13 protein-coding genes are annotated in these 17,794 nt (G+C 67.7%); 5 read left to right on the forward strand and 8 right to left on the reverse strand.

All coding sequences use genetic code 11. From position 1 onward, the window contains the following. Nucleotide 1 precedes the first annotated feature (1 nt). Complete coding sequence (locus ACFPO9_RS02420; RefSeq protein WP_379766507.1) at nucleotides 2-1,708, reverse strand: GspE/PulE family protein; 1,707 nt, start codon at nucleotides 1,706-1,708, stop codon at nucleotides 2-4. Nucleotides 1,709-1,937: 229 nt separating this feature from the next. On the opposite strand from ACFPO9_RS02420, the gene ACFPO9_RS02425 reads away from it, so the two are divergent. From ACFPO9_RS02425 to ACFPO9_RS02445, 5 genes are all read left to right on the forward strand, one after another. After that, nucleotides 1,938-2,633: a histidine phosphatase family protein gene (locus tag ACFPO9_RS02425; protein ID WP_379766509.1), complete on the forward strand. Its 696-nt coding sequence runs from the start codon at nucleotides 1,938-1,940 to the stop codon at nucleotides 2,631-2,633. A gap of 87 nt (nucleotides 2,634-2,720) precedes the next feature. Continuing rightward, nucleotides 2,721-3,800, forward strand: a complete 1,080-nt coding sequence (locus ACFPO9_RS02430) for a phosphotransferase (protein ID WP_379766512.1) — start codon at nucleotides 2,721-2,723, stop codon at nucleotides 3,798-3,800. 15 nt (nucleotides 3,801-3,815) lie between these two features. Then, nucleotides 3,816-5,033, forward strand: a complete 1,218-nt coding sequence (locus tag ACFPO9_RS02435) for an acyl-CoA dehydrogenase family protein (RefSeq protein ID WP_379766514.1) — start codon at nucleotides 3,816-3,818, stop codon at nucleotides 5,031-5,033. A gap of 9 nt (nucleotides 5,034-5,042) precedes the next feature. After that, nucleotides 5,043-9,587, forward strand: a complete 4,545-nt coding sequence (locus ACFPO9_RS02440) for a PAS domain-containing protein (protein WP_379766517.1) — start codon at nucleotides 5,043-5,045, stop codon at nucleotides 9,585-9,587. Next, the gene (locus ACFPO9_RS02445) at nucleotides 9,584-10,504 is read left to right on the forward strand and encodes a diguanylate cyclase (RefSeq protein ID WP_379766520.1); all 921 of its coding nucleotides are present in this window, start codon (nucleotides 9,584-9,586) and stop codon (nucleotides 10,502-10,504) included. Before ACFPO9_RS02440 ends, ACFPO9_RS02445 begins: the two co-directional genes overlap by 4 nt. A gap of 24 nt (nucleotides 10,505-10,528) precedes the next feature. Here ACFPO9_RS02445 and ACFPO9_RS02450 read toward each other — a convergent pair whose 3' ends face one another. From ACFPO9_RS02450 to ACFPO9_RS02480, 7 genes are all read right to left on the reverse strand, one after another. Further along, nucleotides 10,529-10,984, reverse strand: a complete 456-nt coding sequence (locus ACFPO9_RS02450) for a MaoC family dehydratase (RefSeq protein ID WP_379766523.1) — start codon at nucleotides 10,982-10,984, stop codon at nucleotides 10,529-10,531. Further along, complete coding sequence (locus ACFPO9_RS02455; protein WP_379766526.1) at nucleotides 10,981-12,147, reverse strand: acyl-CoA dehydrogenase family protein; 1,167 nt, start codon at nucleotides 12,145-12,147, stop codon at nucleotides 10,981-10,983. Before ACFPO9_RS02455 ends, ACFPO9_RS02450 begins: the two co-directional genes overlap by 4 nt. A 12-nt stretch (nucleotides 12,148-12,159) precedes the next feature. Beyond that, nucleotides 12,160-13,362, reverse strand: a complete 1,203-nt coding sequence (locus ACFPO9_RS02460) for an acyl-CoA dehydrogenase family protein (protein WP_379766529.1) — start codon at nucleotides 13,360-13,362, stop codon at nucleotides 12,160-12,162. Between the two features lie 136 nt (nucleotides 13,363-13,498). Continuing rightward, nucleotides 13,499-14,179 carry a PEP-CTERM sorting domain-containing protein gene (locus tag ACFPO9_RS02465; RefSeq protein WP_379766532.1) on the reverse strand — a complete coding sequence of 227 codons (681 nt, stop codon included), beginning with the start codon at nucleotides 14,177-14,179 and terminating at the stop codon, nucleotides 13,499-13,501. A gap of 179 nt (nucleotides 14,180-14,358) precedes the next feature. Beyond that, nucleotides 14,359-16,653, reverse strand: a complete 2,295-nt coding sequence (locus ACFPO9_RS02470) for a carboxy terminal-processing peptidase (RefSeq protein ID WP_379766535.1) — start codon at nucleotides 16,651-16,653, stop codon at nucleotides 14,359-14,361. A gap of 82 nt (nucleotides 16,654-16,735) precedes the next feature. Then, entirely contained in the window at nucleotides 16,736-17,224 is a 489-nt protein-coding gene (locus ACFPO9_RS02475) for a hypothetical protein (RefSeq protein ID WP_379766538.1), read from the reverse strand. Nucleotides 17,225-17,238: 14 nt separating this feature from the next. Continuing rightward, nucleotides 17,239-17,790 (reverse strand): thymidine kinase, encoded by a 552-nt coding sequence (locus ACFPO9_RS02480; protein WP_379766541.1) that lies wholly within the window; start codon nucleotides 17,788-17,790, stop codon nucleotides 17,239-17,241. Nucleotides 17,791-17,794: the final 4 nt, after the last annotated feature.

The following is a 17,794-nucleotide window of genomic DNA, read 5'->3' on the forward strand; positions in this document are numbered from 1 at the left end:
TTTAATCCTCGAGCTGGTTACTGATGCGCATGGCTTCGGCCACCGTGGTCCTGCCCTGCACCGCCAGCCGCACCGCGCTGCGGCGCAGGGTCTCGCCGCGCATCTCGGCGTGGGCCGCCTTCAGGAAGTGGCCCGGGTCCGGGTGGTTGATCGCCTCGTGCACCGCGCGGGTCATTTCCAGCAACTCGTAGACGCCGGTACGGCCGCGGTAGCCGGTGCCGTTGCAGTGCGAGCATCCGCGGCCGTGGAACAGCGGCACGCTCTCGGCCTTGTCGCCCAGTTCCGCGCGCAGCCAGGCGCGTTCCGGCGCCGGCGCCGCATGCGGCTGGTTGCAGCTTTCGCAGATCACGCGCACCAGGCGCTGGGCCAGCACGGCCTGCAGCGAGCCGCCCACCATGTAGCGCGGCACGCCCATGTCCATCAGGCGCAGCGGGGTGCTGGCGGCATCGTTGGTGTGCAGCGTCGACAGCACCAGGTGGCCGGTCATGGCGGCGCGCAGGCCGATCTGGGCGGTCTCCTGGTCGCGCATCTCGCCGACCAGCACGATGTCCGGGTCCTGGCGCAGCGCGCTGCGCAGCACGCGCGCGAAATTCAGTTCGATCTTGTCGTTCACCTGCACCTGGTTGATGCCGGGCAGGCGGTATTCGACCGGGTCCTCGACCGTGATCAGCTTCTTCTCGACCGAGTTCAGTTCGGCCAGCGCACTATAAAGCGTCGTGGTCTTGCCGGAACCCGTGGGCCCGGTCACCAGCACCAGGCCGTTGGGGCGCTGGACGACGGCGCGGAAACGCTCGACCAGGCGCGGATGCATGCCGATCGCATCCAGGCGCAGGTTCATCCCGACCTGGTTCAGCAGACGCATGACCACCGACTCGCCGTACTGGGTCGGCATGGTCGAGATACGGACGTCGATGCGCTGGCTCCTCACCTTGACGGCAAAGCGGCCGTCCTGCGGCAGGCGCTTTTCCGAGATGTCGAGATCGGCCATCAGCTTCAAGCGCAGCGCCAGCGGGGTCGCGATCTTGATGTCGGCTTCGGTCTGCAGGTGCAGCACGCCGTCGATGCGGAAACGAATTTGCAGGCGCCCATCCTGCGGCTCGATGTGGATATCCGACGCCCTCACCTGCGCGGCATCGTCGAACACCGACTGCAACAGCTTGACCACCGGCGCTTCTTCGAGGCCGGAGCTGGAGGCCAGCGCGCCGAAGTCGACCGAGGTCGAGTCGCCCAGGTCCTGCTCCAGCTCGCGCGCCAGGCCGGTGATCTCGCCGGTGCGGCGGTAGATGCGGTCGATCGCCTGCAGCACCTCGGTCTCGTTGACAACGGCCAGCTCGACGCCCTTCTTCAGCAGGCGCGCGATCTCGTCGTAGGCAAACAGGTCGGTCGGATCGGAGACGCCGACCAGCACGGTTTCAGGACGGTCTTCCAGCACCAGCGCGCGGAAGCGGCGCGCCTGGGTCTCGGGCAGCAGCCGGACCACGTCCTGGTTGATGTTGTAGAACTTGAGATTGATATAAGGGATGCCGAGCTGGCGCGCCAGCGCGCCCGAGATCTGCTCCTCGGTGACGAAGCCGCTCTCGACGAACACGCGGCCCAGCTTGCGCCCGGAGCGCCTCTGGTCGGCCAGAGCGGCATTCAGCTGCTCGTCCGACAGCAGCTTCTGTTGCACCAGGATTTCCCCGAGCCGGACTTTTTCTGGCCTCGCCATGACACCCTTTAACGTTTTGTAGGACTAGTCCTGCAATTGTAAAACAGAAAGTCGAGAAATTGACCTACGGAATTACTTTCTGTCGTCCATACGTAACGTCAAGTGCGTCCGCCATGTAATATGACCAACATCAACCCGGGGTCAGACCCCGATTTTTGGCAACAACCGATGAGAAATTGCCAAAATTCGGGGTCTGGCCCCGGTTTGAGAGAACGCAAATGGAGACGGTATGACAACTGGACGCCGGCGGATTTTTTTGATGCGCCATGGCAGCGTTAGCTATTTCGATGGGGCTGGTAAGCCGTATTTGCCGGAGACTGTGCCGCTGAACGGGGATGGACGGACCCAGGCGGATGCGGCTGGGCTGGCCTTTGCTTCTGCCGGCGTGCGCTTCGACCGGGTGATTGTGTCGGGGCTGCCGCGTACCGTGGAGACGGCGGCGCGGGTGCTGGCGGTGACCAGGCAGGCAATCGCGCCCGAGGTGTGGCCGGAACTGCAAGAGATTCGCGGCGGGCGGCTGTCGGCGATCCCGGCCGAGGAACTCAAACAGGCCTTTACCGGCGCCTTCGAGGGCATGGTGCCGCCTGAGCAGCGCTTCCTGGGCGGCGAATCGGTCGGCGAGTTGATGGACCGGGTCCATCCCGCCATCGCACGCCTGCGCGCCGACGGCGGCTGGGATACCGCCCTGCTGGTGCTGCACGGCGGCGTCAACTGCGCGATCCTGTCGCTCGCCCTCACCGGCCAGCGGCTGTTCCTCGGCGGGCTGGCGCAGGCGCCGGGCTGCATCAATGCGCTGGATGTCGGCGAGGCCGAGCGCGACTGGGTCCTGCGCTGCGTGAACCACTGCCCGCCGGACCCGCTGCAGCCGGGGGCCCGGGCGACCACGATGGAGCTGCTGTTCGAGCAATACCGGAAGTCGCGCTGAAAATAGCACGCTCGTTCGTGGCTGCGTTATGATGTTCCGGAAAAAGCAACTTGGGTTCCCGCCTTCGCGGGAACGACGGAGGATGGGATGTTTGAAGAGATGATGGGCACCAAGCCCGTATCCGAACGCCAGCGCTTCGACACCGCAGCCCTGGGCGCCTGGCTGCAGCAGCATGTCGTGGATTACCCCGGCGGCGCGCCCGGCGTGGAGCAGTTCAGGGGCGGCCAGTCCAACCCGACCTTCAAGCTCAGCGCCGCCAATAAGCACTATGTGTTGAGAGCCAAGCCGGGGCCCGCCGCCAGGCTGCTCCCCTCCGCCCACGCCATCGACCGCGAGTTCCGCGTGATGGACGCCCTGCACAAGACCGGCTTCCCGGTCGCGCGCCAGTACGCGCTGTGCCTCGATGAAGCCGTGATCGGGCGCGCCTTCTTCGTGATGGAGTTCGTCGAGGGCCGCGTGCTGTGGGACCAGTCCCTGCCCGGCATGGCGCGGGAAGAACGCGCGGCCATCTACGATGAGCTGAATCGCGTGATCGCCCAACTGCACATGATCGATTACACCGCGATCGGGCTGGCGGACTACGGCAAGCCCGGCAACTACTTCGCGCGCCAGATCGAGCGCTGGACCAGGCAGTACCAGGCTTCGCAAACCGAGACGATCGAGGCGATGGACAGGCTGATCGAATGGCTGCCGCGGAATATCCCGCCCGGCGACGATACCGCCATCGTCCACGGCGACTACCGCCTCGACAACATGATCTTTCACCCGACCGAACCGCGCATCCTCGCCGTGCTGGACTGGGAACTGTCGACCCTGGGCCACCCGGCCGCCGATTTCTCCTACCACTGCCTGAGCTGGCATATCCCGCCCGGCAAATTCCGCGGCATCGCCGGCCTCGACCTGCCGGCGCTGGGCATCCCCGGCGAAGACGAATACATCGCCGCCTACACCCGCCGCACCGGCCGCGCGATCCGCCGCGAGGACTTCGACTTCTACCTGGCCTACAACCTGTTCCGCCTGGCCGGCATCATGCAGGGCATCATGAAGCGCTATGTCGACGGCACCGCAGCAAGTAGCCAGGCGCTGGAGAATGGGAAAGCGGCGCGGCCGATGGCGGAGATGGCCTGGCGGTTCGCCGAACGCGCCCTATCCCGCGCAAGCGCCTGAAAGGAGATAAACGATATGAATTTCGACTATTCGGACCGCTGCAAGGAACTGCAGGCAAAGCTGCTCGCCTTCATGGACGAGCATATCTACCCGAATGAGAAAGCCTTCAAGGAAGAAGTCGAGCGCAACGGCGCGAACGGAAACCGCTGGCAGCCGACCGGACTGGTCGAGCGGCTAAAACCCCTCGCCCGCCAGCAAGGCCTGTGGAACCTGTTCCTGCCGCGCTCCGAGCGCGCGCCCGAAGGCTTGTCGAATCTCGACTACGCCCCGCTATGCGAGATCATGGGCCGGGTCGCCTGGGCGCCCGAGGTCTTCAACTGCGCGGCGCCCGACACCGGCAACATGGAGACGCTCGAGCGCTACGCACAGGAAGAACACAAGCGGCGATGGCTGGAGCCCCTGTTGAATGGCGAGATCCGCAGCGCCTTCGCGATGACGGAGCCGGACGTGGCCTCCTCCGACGCCACCAACATCGGCACCCGCATCGAGAAGCAAGGCGATGAATACGTGATCAACGGCCACAAATGGTGGATTTCCGGCGCCGGCGACCCGCGCTGCAAGCTGTTCATCGTGATGGGCAAGACCGATCCGGAAGCGGCCCGCCACCAGCAGCAGGCCATGATCCTGGTCCCCAGCGACACGCCCGGCATCACGGTCAAGCGCCCGCTGCCCGTGTTCGGCTACGACGACGCCCCGCACGGCCACTGCGAGATCCTGTTCGAGAACGTGCGCGTCCCTGCAAACAGCATCCTGCTCGGCGAAGGCCGCGGCTTCGAGATCGCCCAGGGCCGCCTGGGCCCGGGCCGCATCCACCACTGCATGCGCGCGATCGGCGTGGCCGAGCGCGCGCTGGAACTGATGTGCCGCCGGCTCGACAGCCGGATCGCCTTCGGCCGGAAGATCTCCGAACAGGGCGTCTGGCGCGAGCGCATCGCCGAAAGCCGCATCCGCATCGACACCGCGCGCCTGCTCACCCTGAAGACGGCGTGGCTGATGGACACCGTCGGCAACAAGCAGGCCCAGTCCGAGATCGCGATGATCAAGGTGCTGGCGCCGACCGTCGCCCAGCAGGTGCTGGACTGGGCGATCCAGGCGCACGGCGCGGCCGGGGTCTCGGACGACTTCCCGCTGGCTTACCAATGGGCCGGCAACCGCACGTTGCGCCTGGCCGACGGGCCGGACGAGGTCCACCGCAACGCCATCGCCAAACTGGAACTGGCAAAATACGCCTGAACGCGGCGCATGGGCGCCGCGATGGCGCCGGAGCGTGCAGTGCAGCTGTTTCATCGACGTTTTTATCCTTCGATCCGGTCGCGGCTGATCACCCTGGTGTTCGCCTGCGCCCTGCCGATCCTGCTCGGCTATTTCGCGTTCGCGCGCGACGCCGACCGCCGCGAAGCCCTGCACGTGGCGCAGGATGCGGAGATGATCGCACGGGCCCTGGCGGCGGCGGTCGACCGCGATCTCGACAACGGCGAGACCGCCGCGCGCGCCCTCGCCAGCCAGCCCAGCCTTGCGCAGGATGACCTGGCCGCGTTCCACGCCGCCGCGCGCCGGGTGCTGCGTCCGGAATTTCCCGTGTATGCCTTCGTCCTCAGCGCCGCCGACGGCCGCGACCTGGTCGACACCCGTCAGCCCTGGGGCGCCACGCTCGCGAGCAGCGGCAACGAGGCCGACATCCGGCGCGTCTTCGCAAGCGGCGATGCGGTCACCTCCGGCCTGCATCGCGGGAACGCAGCCCAGCCCTGGGTGATTTCGATCGCGGTGCCGGTCTGGCGCGAGGGCAAGGTGGCCTACGCCCTCTCGGTCGAGCAGCGCCCGCGGCGGATCACGGAACTGCTGGCCGGCCAGCAGCTGCCCGAGCACTGGGACGCCCAGGTCTACGACAACCACGGCCGCCTGGTGGCGCGCAGCGGCGAAGCGGCGGCCGGCGATCCGGGGCGGGCCATCGGTGCTTCCATCCCGCCGGCACTGCAGGCGGCGCTGGCGCGCAGCCCGAGCGGCAGGGCGGTCCTCGACCGGCCCGGCCACGAATTCGTCAACGCGGCCTATGCCGGCACGCCGGCCCACGGCTGGACCGTCACCATTGGCTTTCCGCGCCACGCCCAGCGCGACCTGCTGGGCCGGGCGCCGGGCACGACCCTGGCCGGCATCGGCATCCTGCTGGGCACCAGCCTGCTGCTGGCATGGGGCATCGGGGGTTCGATCGCGCGCGACGTCCGCGCCCTGACGGAACCCGCGGCCGATCTCGGACGCGGCCAGCCGCTGCGGATTCCCGAACTGCGCATCAAGGAAGCGGCCGCGGTGGCGCGCGCGCTGCGCAAGGTCGAGGGCGACCTGCTGCAATACCGGACCCGCCTCGAAGCGCTGGTGGCGGCGCGCACCAACGAGCTGCAGCGATCCAACGCCCTGCTCTCCACCGTGTACGCTACCGCGCCGGTCGGCCTGGCCTTTCTCGACCGCGAGCTGCGCATCGTGATGGTCAACGACTACCTGGCGGCGGTGAATGCGATCCCGGCCGCGGCCCACATCGGCCGCACCCTGCCCGAGCTGCTGGGCGAGCGCGGCGTGGCGGTCGAGGAGCCCTACCGCCGCGTGCTGGCCAGCGGGCGGCCGCTGATCGAAATCGAGGACAGCGGCGATTCGCCCGCCGAGCCGGGCGTGATGCGCCACTGGATGTGCAGCTACTACCCGGTGTACGGGGCGGACAACGAGCTGGCGGGCATCAACGCGGTGGTGCTCGACATCACCGAGCGGCGCGCCCAGGAAGAGCGCAACCGCGACAACGAAGCCCTGTTTCGCGCGCTCTTCGAGGGGTCTGCCGACGCCCACGTGCTGGTCGCCTACGGCGCCGGCTTCGTCAGCGCCAACCATGCCGCGGCCACGCTGTTCGGCTGCGCCGCGCCCGACGAACTGCTGCAGCTGTCGCCGGCCAGCGTGTCGCCCGAGTTCCAGCCGAATGGCCGCCGCTCGGATCAACTGGCGAACGAATACCTGCGGCGTGCGATCGACGACGGCACCTGGCAGTTCGAATGGATGCACATGCGCCGTGACGGCAGCTTGTTCCACGCCGACGTGCTGCTGAACGGCGTCGACATCGGCGGCAAGGGCATCGTCCACGGCACCATCCGCGACATCACGGTCCGGGTCCAGACCGACGCCGCCCTGCGCGCCGCCAGCCAGCGCCTGGAACAGAGCGAGCGCATGATCCGCACCGTGACCGACCACCTGCCGGCGCTGGTCGGCTATTGGGACGCCGGGCTGCGCTGCCAGTTCGCGAACCGCCCCTATCTGGAGTGGCTGGGACGCCCGGCCCGCGAGGTGATCGGCCACACCGCTGCCGAGCTGCTGGACGAGGTGCAGATGGCCCAGGTCCAGCCCTACCTGGACGGCGTGCTGCGCGGCGAACCGCAGTTCTTCGAGCGCCAGCTGCACCGCAAGGGCAGCGAACAGGTCATCCACGCCTGGGGCAGCTATATCCCGGACTTCGACATGGAAGGCCGGGTGCGCGGCTTCTACATGCTGCACGCCGACATCACCGAACTGAAACGCACCCAGTCGCGGCTCGAGGAAGCCTTGCGCGCGGCCGAAGCGGCCAGCAGCGCCAAGGGCGAGTTCCTGGCCAACATGAGCCACGAGATCCGCACCCCGATGAACGCCATCATCGGCCTGGCGCGCCTGCTCGAGGAAGCGAAGCTGGAGCGCCGCGAGCGCACTTACGTCACGCGGATGCAGATGGCGGCGCGCTCGCTGCTGTCCATGCTGAACGACGTGCTGGACTACTCGAAGGTCGAAGCCGGGCAGCTGGCGCTCGAACGCACCGCCTTCCGCATCGACGACGTCCTGGCCAGCGTCGCGGTGCTGGGCACGGCGGGCGCCTGGCACAAGGGCATCGAGCCGGTGTTCGCGGTCGACCCGGCGGTCCCGCGGCGCCTGGTCGGGGACCCGATGCGCCTGCAGCAGGTCCTGCTCAACCTGGTCGGCAATGCGATCAAGTTCACCGAGCGCGGCGAAGTCGTGCTGGCGATCGGCGCCGTGGATTTTGCCGACGGCGGCGTCGAACTGGCCTTCGCGGTGCGCGACACCGGCATCGGCATCGCCGCGGAGCAGCAGCAACGCATGTTCGAAGCCTTCTCGCAGGCCGACAGCTCGACCAGCCGCAAGTACGGCGGCACCGGCCTGGGCCTGGCGATCAGCCGCCGCCTGGTGGCGCTGATGGGCGGTGACCTGCGCGTCGACAGCGTGCCCGGCGAAGGCGCCTGCTTCCGCTTCTCGGCCCGGTTCGGGCTCGACGCCGGCGCCCCGCCCGTCCTCGCCGCGCCCGGTGACGGCCGGCGCGTGCTGGTCGCCGACGACAATACCAGCAGCCGCGCGGCGCTGGCGCGCGCGCTCGAAGGCCGCGGCTGGGCCGTGGACAGCGCCGCCACCGGCGCCGGGACCCTGGCCCTGCTGCGCGGCGGGCGCCGCTACGACCTGGCCTTCATCGACAGCGCCATGCCCGACCTGGACGGCGCTTCGGTGCTGTCCTTCGCGCGCGCCGACGGCGGCATCGCCATGCCGCGCTGCGCCCTGCTGGCGGCCGACCCCGAGCGCGAGCGCCTGGACGCGCTGGCGGCCGACCTGCGCGTCGATGCCGTGCTGGCCAAGCCCTTCACGCCGGCCACGCTGGACGAGGCGCTGGCCGAGCTGGCGGATGGCGGGCTGCCCGCCCCGGCGGCCCCGGCGGCGCCGCTGGGCGGACGCCTGGCCGGCATGCGCGTGCTGGTGGTCGAGGACAACCTGCTGAACCAGGAAGTCGCGAACTACGTGCTGGTGCACGCCGGCGCCAGCGTCGACTTCGCCGGCAACGGCCAACTGGCGGTCAGCATGCTGGCCGACCGCAGCCAGCACTACGACGCCGTGCTGATGGACCTGCAGATGCCGGTCATGGACGGCTTCGAGGCGGCCGGCGCGATCCGCGCGATGGGCTATGGCAGCTTGCCGATCCTGGCGATGACGGCCAACGCGATGGAAGCAGACCGTTCGCGCGCGCTGCAGGCCGGGATGGACGGCTACCTGGCCAAGCCGATCGACGTCGACGAGCTGGTGAACGCGCTGCGCCGCATGACCGGCCGCCTGGCGGGCGACCCGGCCGGTCCCGGCACCGCGCCACCGGCGCCGGCGATGCCGCCGGCGCTCCTGCCGGGCATCGACCTGAAGACCACGCTGCCGCGCTTCGGCGGCAGTTTTGCCGGTTTCGCCGCCGTGTTCAGGCGCTTCGAAGCATCCCAGGGCGGCGTGATCGCCGAAGTGCGCACGCTGCTGGCGGCCGGCGACCGGGTGCGCGCCGGCCAGGCCATCCACCGCCTGCGCGGGGTCGCGGCCAACCTCGGCGCCACCGAGCTGGCCGGCCAGGCGCAGGACCTGGAACACGCGCTGCGCTTCGATGCCGAAGCTGCGCTGGCCCTGCGCCTGGCAAAGCTGGAGGCTGCGCTGGCGACCGTGCTGGAGGCGGCGCGCAGCCTGCCCGACGAGCTCCCTGCCGGTCCGCCCGAGCCCGGGCTTGCCGGGGCAGCAATTGAACAGCCGCCACTGCGGGACGCGTTGGCGCATTTACGCGATTTGCTACAAAATAACAACATGAAGGCCATGGCGCAGTTCGAAGCGCTGCGCCCCGCCCTCGCGCGCCTGTCGCCCGAGGCCGTGCAGCCGCTGGCCGATGCGGTGGCAACGCTGCGCTTCGACGCGGCGGCGGCGCTGGTCGAGGCCCTGCCGGCCGCTTTACTGGACAAGGAGGAGGATGCATGAGCTGGACCGATATGGCCGTCAACGGCCGCATCCTCGTGGTGGACGACGCGATGGAGAATATCCAGATCCTGCACGCCGCCCTGCAGGACGAGCACGAAGTCCTGTTCGCGCTGGACGGCCCGCGTGCGCTCGCGATCGCGCGCAGCCAGCATCCCGACCTGATCCTGCTGGACGCCGTCATGCCGGGCATGGACGGTTACGCCGTGTGCAAGGCGCTGTTCGCCGCGCCCGAGACCAGCGACATCCCGGTCATCTTCGTCACCGCGCTCAAGTCGCCGGAAGACGAGACCCGCGCGCTGGGCGCCGGCGCGGCCGACTTCATCAGCAAACCGGTCAACGCCGCCGTGGTGCGTGCGCGGGTGCGGACCCAGTTGACGGTCAAGCGCCAGCGCGACGCCCTGCGCGCCCTGATCCTGACCGACGCGCTCACCGGCGTCGCCAACCGCCGCGCCTTCGACGAGCGCCTGGACATGGAATGGCGGCGCTGCGGCCGCGGGCAATTGCCGGTGTCTCTGCTGATGGTCGACATCGACCACTTCAAGCTGTACAACGACCATTACGGCCATCCGGCCGGCGACACCACGCTGGCGGAAGTGGCGGGGGCGATGCGCCGCGCCGCCGGCCGCGGCCAGGACCTGGTGGCGCGCTACGGCGGCGAGGAATTCGCGATCCTGCTGCCCCAGCTCGACGAGCAGGGCGCGATCGGCGTCGGGCGGCGCCTGATGCACGAGCTGGAGACGCTGGACCTGCCGCACGCGGCCTCGCCCACCAGCCAGCGCCTGACGGTCAGCATCGGCATCTCGTCCATGGTGCCGCGCGAGCACAGCCTGCCGGCTGATCTGGTGCAGGCGGCGGACGCCCTGCTCTACCAGGCCAAGGCCGGCGGCCGCAATCAGTACCGGATCGGCGCCGCTTAGGCCATACAGCCTCCAACAGAGCGCTCAGGGCAAGGCGCGGCGGGCGAACATGCCCATGCCTTCGACCGTGCAGACGGTCTCGCCGTGCTGGTTGATCGCCACCCACTTCGACCACACCACGCCGCGGTCGGGCTTCGATTCCGAGGCCTTGACCCGGATGGTCTGGTAATGCACGTTGAGCGTATCGCCGCCGCGCACCGGCGCCAGCCAGCGCACCCCGTCCAGGCCCGGCGAACCCATGCTGGAAGACTTCGCCATCAGGCCGTCCACCACCATCCGCATCATCATGCTGCAGGTGTGCCAGCCGCTGGCGATCACGCCGCCGTAGATCGACCGCGCGGCCGCTACCCTGTCGATGTGGAAGGGCTGCGGGTCGAAGGCGCTGGCGAATGCGACGATCTCGTCCTCGCTCACGCCGCGGGTGCCGAGGTCGATGTCCTGGCCCGGGTAGAAATCTTCGAAATACCACTCGGTCTTCATGCCGCGAGCCCCGTAAACCCCGGCTGCGCCATGAAGCGCGCCAGGTGGTGGTCCGCATCGCCCAGCGTCAGCTCGATCGTCGTCAGGCGCTTGAAATAATGGGCGGCCGGCAGTTCGTCGGTGACGCCCATGCCGCCATGCAGCTGGACCGCCTGCTGGCCGACGAAGCGCGCGGCCTGGCCGACCCGGTACTTGGCCGCGGACACCGCCTGGCGCCGCTCGGCCGCACGACCTTCGTCCCCATTGGCGGAGCGCAGCCGCACCGCCGCCAGCAGCGCCATCGAGCGCGCCTGTTCGAGGTGGATGTACATGTCGGCCATGCGGTGCTGCAGGGCCTGGAATTTGCCGATCGGGACCCCGAACTGCTGGCGCGTCTTGAGATAGTCCAGCGTGGCGGCGAACAGCGCGTCCATCACGCCCACGGCTTCGGCGCATAGCAGGCCGGCGCCGTAATCGAGGGCCGCTTCCAGCACGCTCCATCCCGCGCCCGGCTGGCCGATGAGGGCATCCGCGCCAACCCTGGCGCCGTCGAAGCGGACGTCTGCGGCGCGCTGGCCGTCCAGCATGCGGTAGCCGGTGATGTGCACGCCCGGCGCATCGGCGGGCACGGCGAACAGGGTGATGCCGTCCTCGTCGCGCTGGGCGCCGCCGCTGCGGCTCGAGACGATCAGCACGGCCGCCTGGGCGCCATGCAGCACCACCTTCTTCTCGCCATTCAGCAGCCAGCCATCGCCGTCCGGCGCCGCGCTGGTGGCGCGCATTTCTATATCGCGCATGTCATGGCGCGACTGTCGCTCGCCCAGCGCGCAGGCGAGTTTCAGATCGCCCGCCGCGACCCGCTCCAGCAGGCCGCCGTGGCCGCCGCCGAGGCGCAGGAATTCGGCGCCCAGCACGGTGGCGAAATAGGGCTCGACCACCAGGCCGCGGCCCAGCTCCTGCATCACGACGAACATGTCGACGGCGTCGCCGGCAAAGCCGCCCTGTGCTTCCGGCACCGGCAGCGCGGTCAGGCCCAGCTCGGCCAGCGTGGCCCAGGCCCGGTCGGACTGGCCGGCTTCCGACTGCACGATCTCACGGCGCGTCTCGAAGCCGTAGTCGCGCGCGATCCAGCGCTTGAGGGCGTCGGCCAGCTGCAGCTGCTCTTCCTTGAATTCGAAGTCCATTGGTGTTCTTCCTTACAGGCCCAGGATCATCTGGGAGATGATGTTGCGTTGGATCTCGTTCGAGCCGCCGTAGATCGAGGTCTTGCGGTAATTGAAGTAGTGCGGCAGCAGCGGCGCGGCGAAGTCGTCGTCCATCGCGCTGTGCGCCGTCTCGCCTTCGAGGTAGGCGGCATCGAAGGGCAAGGCCATCGGACCGGCCGCCTCCACCATCAGTTCCGTCAGGCGCTGCTGGATTTCGGTGCCGCGCACCTTCAGCACCGAGGCTTCCGGTCCCGGCGCCTTGTGGGCTTGCGCGAGCACGCGCAGGACCGTGGTCTCGAGCGCCATCAACTCGATCTCCAGCTCGGCGATTTTCACGCCGAACAGCGGGTCTTCGATCAGCGGGCGGCCGTTCTTCTGCTCGCGCCCGGCCAGCCGCTTGAGGCGGGCCAGCTCGCGCTTGGAGCGGCCGACGGCGGCGATGCCGGTGCGCTCGTGGCCGAGCAGGTATTTGGCGTAAGTCCAGCCGCGGTTCTCCTCGCCCACCAGGTTTTCCACCGGGACGCGCACATTGTCGAAGAAGACCTCGTTCACCTCATGGTCCTCGTCGAGCATGACGATGGGACGGACCGTGATGCCGGGGGCCTTCATGTCGATCAGCAGGAAGGAGATGCCCTCCTGCTTGCGCACGTTCGGATCGGTGCGCACCAGGCAGAAGATCATGTCGGCGTGCTGGGCCAGCGTGGTCCAGGTTTTCTGGCCGTTGACGACGTAGTGGTCGCCCGCATCATCCCTCCCCTTGACTGCGGTCGTTTTCAGCGAAGCCAGGTCGGAGCCGGCGCCCGGTTCCGAGTAGCCCTGGCACCACCAGTCCTCGCAGGACAGGATGCGCGGCAGGTAGTGTTCTTTCTGGGCTTGGCTGCCGAAGGCCATGATCACCGGCGCCACCATGTTGACGCCGAAGGGCATGATGGGCGGCGTGCCGGCGCGCGCGCACTCTTCCTCGAAAATGTGGCGCTGGGCCGCGGTCCAGCCGGGGCCGCCGAACTCGCGCGGCCAGCCGGGGGCCACCCAGCCGCGGCGCGCCAGGATGCGGTGCCAGCGCACGTAATCCTCCTTCGACAGGCGCAGGTGGTCGAGCACCTTGTGCTGCAGGTCGGACGGCAGCTCGGCTGCCAGGAAGGCGCGCACCTGGTCGCGGAAGGCCAGGTCGTCGCTGCTGTAATTCAGGTCCATGCGGTCTCCTTTTGTTCTTCTGGCCGGCACAAAAAAGCACGACCGTTCCAAAGATTGTACCCGAACATTGCTCAAAAGCGGCAGACGAAAAAAAGCGGGCCGCAGCCCGCTCGAGAGTGATGCCTTCTGCCAGTGATCAGCGTGCGCGGCGGCGTTTGAGACCGGCCACGCCCAGCATGCCTGCCAGCATCAGCGCGATGGTCGACGGCTCCGGAACCGCAGCCGCATCGGCGGCCTGGCCAGCCTGATTGCCCAGGTTGCCCTGATTACCCTGGTTGCCCTGGTTGCCCTGATTACCCGGGTTGCCGTCGAGGACGAGGATATCGGGGCTGCCAGGGATGCCATTGTCCAGATCGGCTTTGCCTGGCAGGCTGACCGGAGGGGTCACCGCCGGGGTGAAGGTGGGGCCGCCGATGTTGCTGGCGCCGCCGCCCGAGGTGGCGGTGTTGTTGCCAGCGCCGGTGTTGTCGACGATCTTGAAGCCGTCCGGCGTCATGACCACCGACATGCCGTCGCCCGCCAGCGCGGCCGCCTTGGCGGTGCTCAGGCCTGTCACATAGACGCCGTCGACGCCTTGTTTCAGGGTGACTTTCATGTCGTGGCCGACGCTGGCGCTGACCTTGGCGAACAGTGCCTGCACGAGGGCCTCGCTGTTGGCGCCGCGACTGACCCCGGCGATCACGCTCGAGTCACCCACTGCGCCAGCAACATTACTGCCACTGATGATGCCGGCCCCACCCGAGGACGGAATCACATCGGCATGCGCGGCGCATGCGCTGGCCATCAAGGCTGCAGCGATGAGATAACGAATTGTCATATTGCGCTCCTGGAACAATGTTAAAAATTATTTTCTTTGCAATTGCTGAGTTAATGTACCACAGCTACAAAAAGCGCAATTTTCAATTGTGCGGCATAAATAAAAAGGGCTTTTCCTCAGAAAAGCCCTTTTTTGGAGCACAACCCTGTTTTCGGTTATGTTAGGTATTTAACATTCGCCTAGTTACCGGCTTGTTTCATCATCGACAAGTATGGCATGGTGCGCGAAGCCATCCGCGTATCGGCCTTCAACATGCCGGCCTCGTCGGCCAGGATGTGGGCGGCTTCCTGCAGATACACGTCCTTGGCGTTCTTGGCCGCCTTCTCGGCCGCGATTTCCGCCGCCAGGCTGCGCTCGTCGCCCTGCAGGCCGTCGTCGGAGCGCGGGGCGCCCTTCAGCGCGACATTGCTCTTCTTCGGTGCGGTCGGATTCGGCGCCTTGGCGCGCTGCTCCTTGCTGCCCGGGCCGGCAACCGGCTCGTCGGCCTTGCCCGGTTCCTGGGCGTCGGCCAGGCGCGATTCGCGCAGGCGAGCCTTGGCTTCCTGGTTCTCGCGTTCCTTGCGGCGCACCGCCTCGTTCAGCGAGATCAGGTTGTCCTTGCGCAGCTTGAGGGCTTCGGCGATGTCCTGCTCGATGTCGCGGAATTCCTTGTCCTTCGCAACGCGGGCGTCGTGGCGCTTCTGCAGCGGGCTCACCAGCTCCTTCAGGTCGCCGGACGGCAGGTAGGTCGCCGGCTTGATCTGCACCCAGGGCAGCGCGTTGTCATAGGACGACTCGCCGAAGTTCTCGGCGTCCGAGGTCACCGGCAGCTTGATGTCCGGCGTCACGCCGCGCAGCTGGGTGGTGCCGCCGTTGATGCGGAAGAACTGGGCGATGGTCATCTTCAGCTCGCCGTACTTCGTCTTGTCGCTCTGCGAGAAGCGGTCGAGGTTGATAAGGGTCTGCACCGTGCCCTTGCCGAAGCTCGGTTCGCCGATCACGATGCCGCGGCCATAGTCCTGGATCGCGGCGGCGAAGATTTCGGAAGCCGAGGCCGAGCCGCGGTTGATCAGCACGCCCATCGGACCGTCCCAGGCCAGGCCGGCCTGGGTGTCGCTCTCGACGTCGATGCGCCCTTCGGCGGTGCGCTGCTGCACCACCGGGCCCTTGTCGATGAACAGGCCGGTCAGTTCGACCGCCTCGATCAGCGAGCCGCCGCCATTGTTGCGCAGGTCGATCAGCACATTGTCGACCTTCTCCTTTTTCAGCTCGCCGAGGATGCGCTGGACGTCGCGGGTCGCGCTCTTGAAGTCCTTGTCGCCCTTGCGGCGCGCCTCGAAGTCCTGGTAGAAGGTCGGCAGCGAGACGATGCCGATGCGGCGCTTCACGCCGCCTTCCTTGACTTCGATGATCTGTTTCTTGGCCGACTGCTCTTCCATGCTGATCTTCTGGCGCACCAGCGGGATCGTCACGTGCTTGCCGTCCTGGCCGGCGTCGGCCGGCAGCACATCCAGGCGCACGGTCGAGTTGCGCTCGCCGCGCACCAGCTGGACCACGTCGTCGATGCGCCAGCCCATCACGTCGGTGAAGCTGCCATTGCCCTGGGCCACGCCGACGATGCGGTCGCCGACCTTCAGCTTGCCGGATTTATCGGCCGGGCCGCCCGGGACGATCTCGCGGATGACCGTGTAGTCTTCGCGCGACTGCAGCACGGCGCCGATACCGTCCAGCGACAGGCGCATCATGATGTCGAAGTTCTCGGCCGAACGCGGGCCGAGGTAATTGGTGTGCGGCTCGATCGCGGTCGCATACGCGTTCATGAACATCTGGAACACGTCCTCGTTGTTCAGCTTCTTGAGGCGGTTCTGGTAGCCCTCGTAGCGCTTGTCGAGGGTCTCCTTGATGCCTTTGTCGTCCTTGCCGGCCAGTTTCAGGCGCAGCCAGTCGTTCTTGACGCGCTTGCGCCACAGGTCGCGGGCCTCGTCTTCATTCTTGGCCCAGGGCGCCTTTTCGCGGTCGATCTGCAGCGACTCGTTGGCGGTGAAGTCGAAACCGCCCTTCTGGACCAGTTCGCGTGCATACGCCATGCGGTCGTTGAAGCGCTGCTGGTAGACGTTATAGATCTGGAACGGGAGCGTCAGGTCCTCGTTGTTGATCGCGTCGTCGAATTTGGTGCGGGCCGGGGCGAACTGGTCGACGTCGGCCTGGGTGAAATAGAGCTTCTCGCTGTCGAGCGTCTTGAAGTAGTTGTCGTAAATCTTGGCCGACATCGCGTCGTCCAGCGGCAGCGCCTTGTAGTGGTAGCGCGCCAGCACGCGCGAGGCCCACAGCGCGGCCTGGGTCTGGGCGGCGGACGGCTTGAGCGGACCGGTGCCGGGTTGGGCCGCATTCTGGGCCGTGGTCAGCTGGACCTTCTCGGGCTGCGCGGTGACGACGTGGGCCGACAGGACCGACATCGCCGCTGCCACCGCAAGCATCAACATCTGCTTCTTCATTGTTCGTTTCTCCGGGCGGAATCTCGTGTGCGACCAATTCTACAGGATACCAGGACGACGTAGAGTCGGCCTGCGCACTTCTTCAGCCGAGCTTAAGAATATAGGCCGCGACTGCTGTCCCAAGGATAATGAGCAGCCAGGGCCAGCTGCGCACCGCCAGCCGCCAATCCACCGGCGACGGCCAGAAAGACAGGAACTGCGGCGCCAGCAGCAGGGTCAGGGCCAGGTCGGCCGGGCCGAAATGCCATGCCCCGCGGGTGCGCCACCAGGCCACCGCCAGCGGCACCAGCAGCACCAGCAGCGGCGCCAGCGCGGCCGGCGCGGCGTTATACCAGCGCAGGTTGGCAAAGGTGACGGAGCCGAGTTCCCAGGTGCGTCCGGTACGTCTTGGAATGATGGAGAAGCCGGTTGGTTCCGCGCCCAGCAGCAGGCCGACCGAGAAATGCGCCAGCTCATGGCACAGGGTGCCGGCCGCGCTGAACAGGAAGAACAGCGGGTGCAGCGAGGTCACCAGCCAGATCAGGAAGGCCAGCGCCAGCGAGGGCACCAGGTAGAGCAGGATGTCGCCCATCCCGGTGCTGCCCTTCAGCCCTTGTAGAAGCAGCGGCCGCAGGCCTGGCGGTAGCTTTCGTTGCCGCCGATGCTGACCTGCTCGCCTTCGCGGATGCGGCGGCCTTCCGCGTCGACGCGGATGTTCATGGTCGCCTTCTTGCCGCAGGTGCAGATGTTCTTGATTTCCTCGATGTCGTCGGCCAGCGCCAGCAGGTAGGCCGAGCCCGGGAAGGGGTCGCCGCGGAAATCGCTGCGCAGGCCGTAGCAGATCACCGGCACGCCGCGCACCTGGGCCAGGCGGTGCAGCTGCACGACCTGCTGCTTGGTCAGGAACTGCGCTTCATCGACCAGCACGCAGGCCACTTCGGGCGCGTTTTCCAGGAAATCGGTGTCGCCGTCGAACAGGCCGACTTCGCGCTGCGGACCCAGGCGCGAGGTGATCAGGCCGACGCCGTAGCGGTTGTCGATCGCGGCGGTGTAGAGCTGGACCTTCTGGCCCTGCTCTTCGTAGTTGTGGGCCACCTGCAGCAGCGAGGTGGATTTGCCGGCGTTCATCGCCGAATACCTGAAATAGAGTTTTGCCACTGCG

Origin of the sequence: Massilia aerilata (assembly GCF_042656905.1) — a bacterium.
Lineage (GTDB): Bacteria > Pseudomonadota > Gammaproteobacteria > Burkholderiales > Burkholderiaceae_D > Telluria > Telluria aerilata.

Bases quoted from the DNA above. Each gene is read 5' to 3' on its own strand.
- ACFPO9_RS02420 (WP_379766507.1), bottom strand. From the start codon at position 1,708: ATGGCGAGGCCAGAAAAAGTCCGGCTCGGGGAAATCCTGGTGCAACAG.
- ACFPO9_RS02425 (WP_379766509.1), top strand. From the start codon at position 1,938: ATGACAACTGGACGCCGGCGGATTTTTTTGATGCGCCATGGCAGCGTT.
- ACFPO9_RS02430 (WP_379766512.1), top strand. From the start codon at position 2,721: ATGTTTGAAGAGATGATGGGCACCAAGCCCGTATCCGAACGCCAGCGC.
- ACFPO9_RS02435 (WP_379766514.1), top strand. From the start codon at position 3,816: ATGAATTTCGACTATTCGGACCGCTGCAAGGAACTGCAGGCAAAGCTG.
- ACFPO9_RS02440 (WP_379766517.1), top strand. From the start codon at position 5,043: ATGGGCGCCGCGATGGCGCCGGAGCGTGCAGTGCAGCTGTTTCATCGA.
- ACFPO9_RS02445 (WP_379766520.1), top strand. From the start codon at position 9,584: ATGAGCTGGACCGATATGGCCGTCAACGGCCGCATCCTCGTGGTGGAC.
- ACFPO9_RS02450 (WP_379766523.1), bottom strand. From the start codon at position 10,984: ATGAAGACCGAGTGGTATTTCGAAGATTTCTACCCGGGCCAGGACATC.
- ACFPO9_RS02455 (WP_379766526.1), bottom strand. From the start codon at position 12,147: ATGGACTTCGAATTCAAGGAAGAGCAGCTGCAGCTGGCCGACGCCCTC.
- ACFPO9_RS02460 (WP_379766529.1), bottom strand. From the start codon at position 13,362: ATGGACCTGAATTACAGCAGCGACGACCTGGCCTTCCGCGACCAGGTG.
- ACFPO9_RS02465 (WP_379766532.1), bottom strand. From the start codon at position 14,179: ATGACAATTCGTTATCTCATCGCTGCAGCCTTGATGGCCAGCGCATGC.
- ACFPO9_RS02470 (WP_379766535.1), bottom strand. From the start codon at position 16,653: ATGAAGAAGCAGATGTTGATGCTTGCGGTGGCAGCGGCGATGTCGGTC.
- ACFPO9_RS02475 (WP_379766538.1), bottom strand. From the start codon at position 17,224: ATGGGCGACATCCTGCTCTACCTGGTGCCCTCGCTGGCGCTGGCCTTC.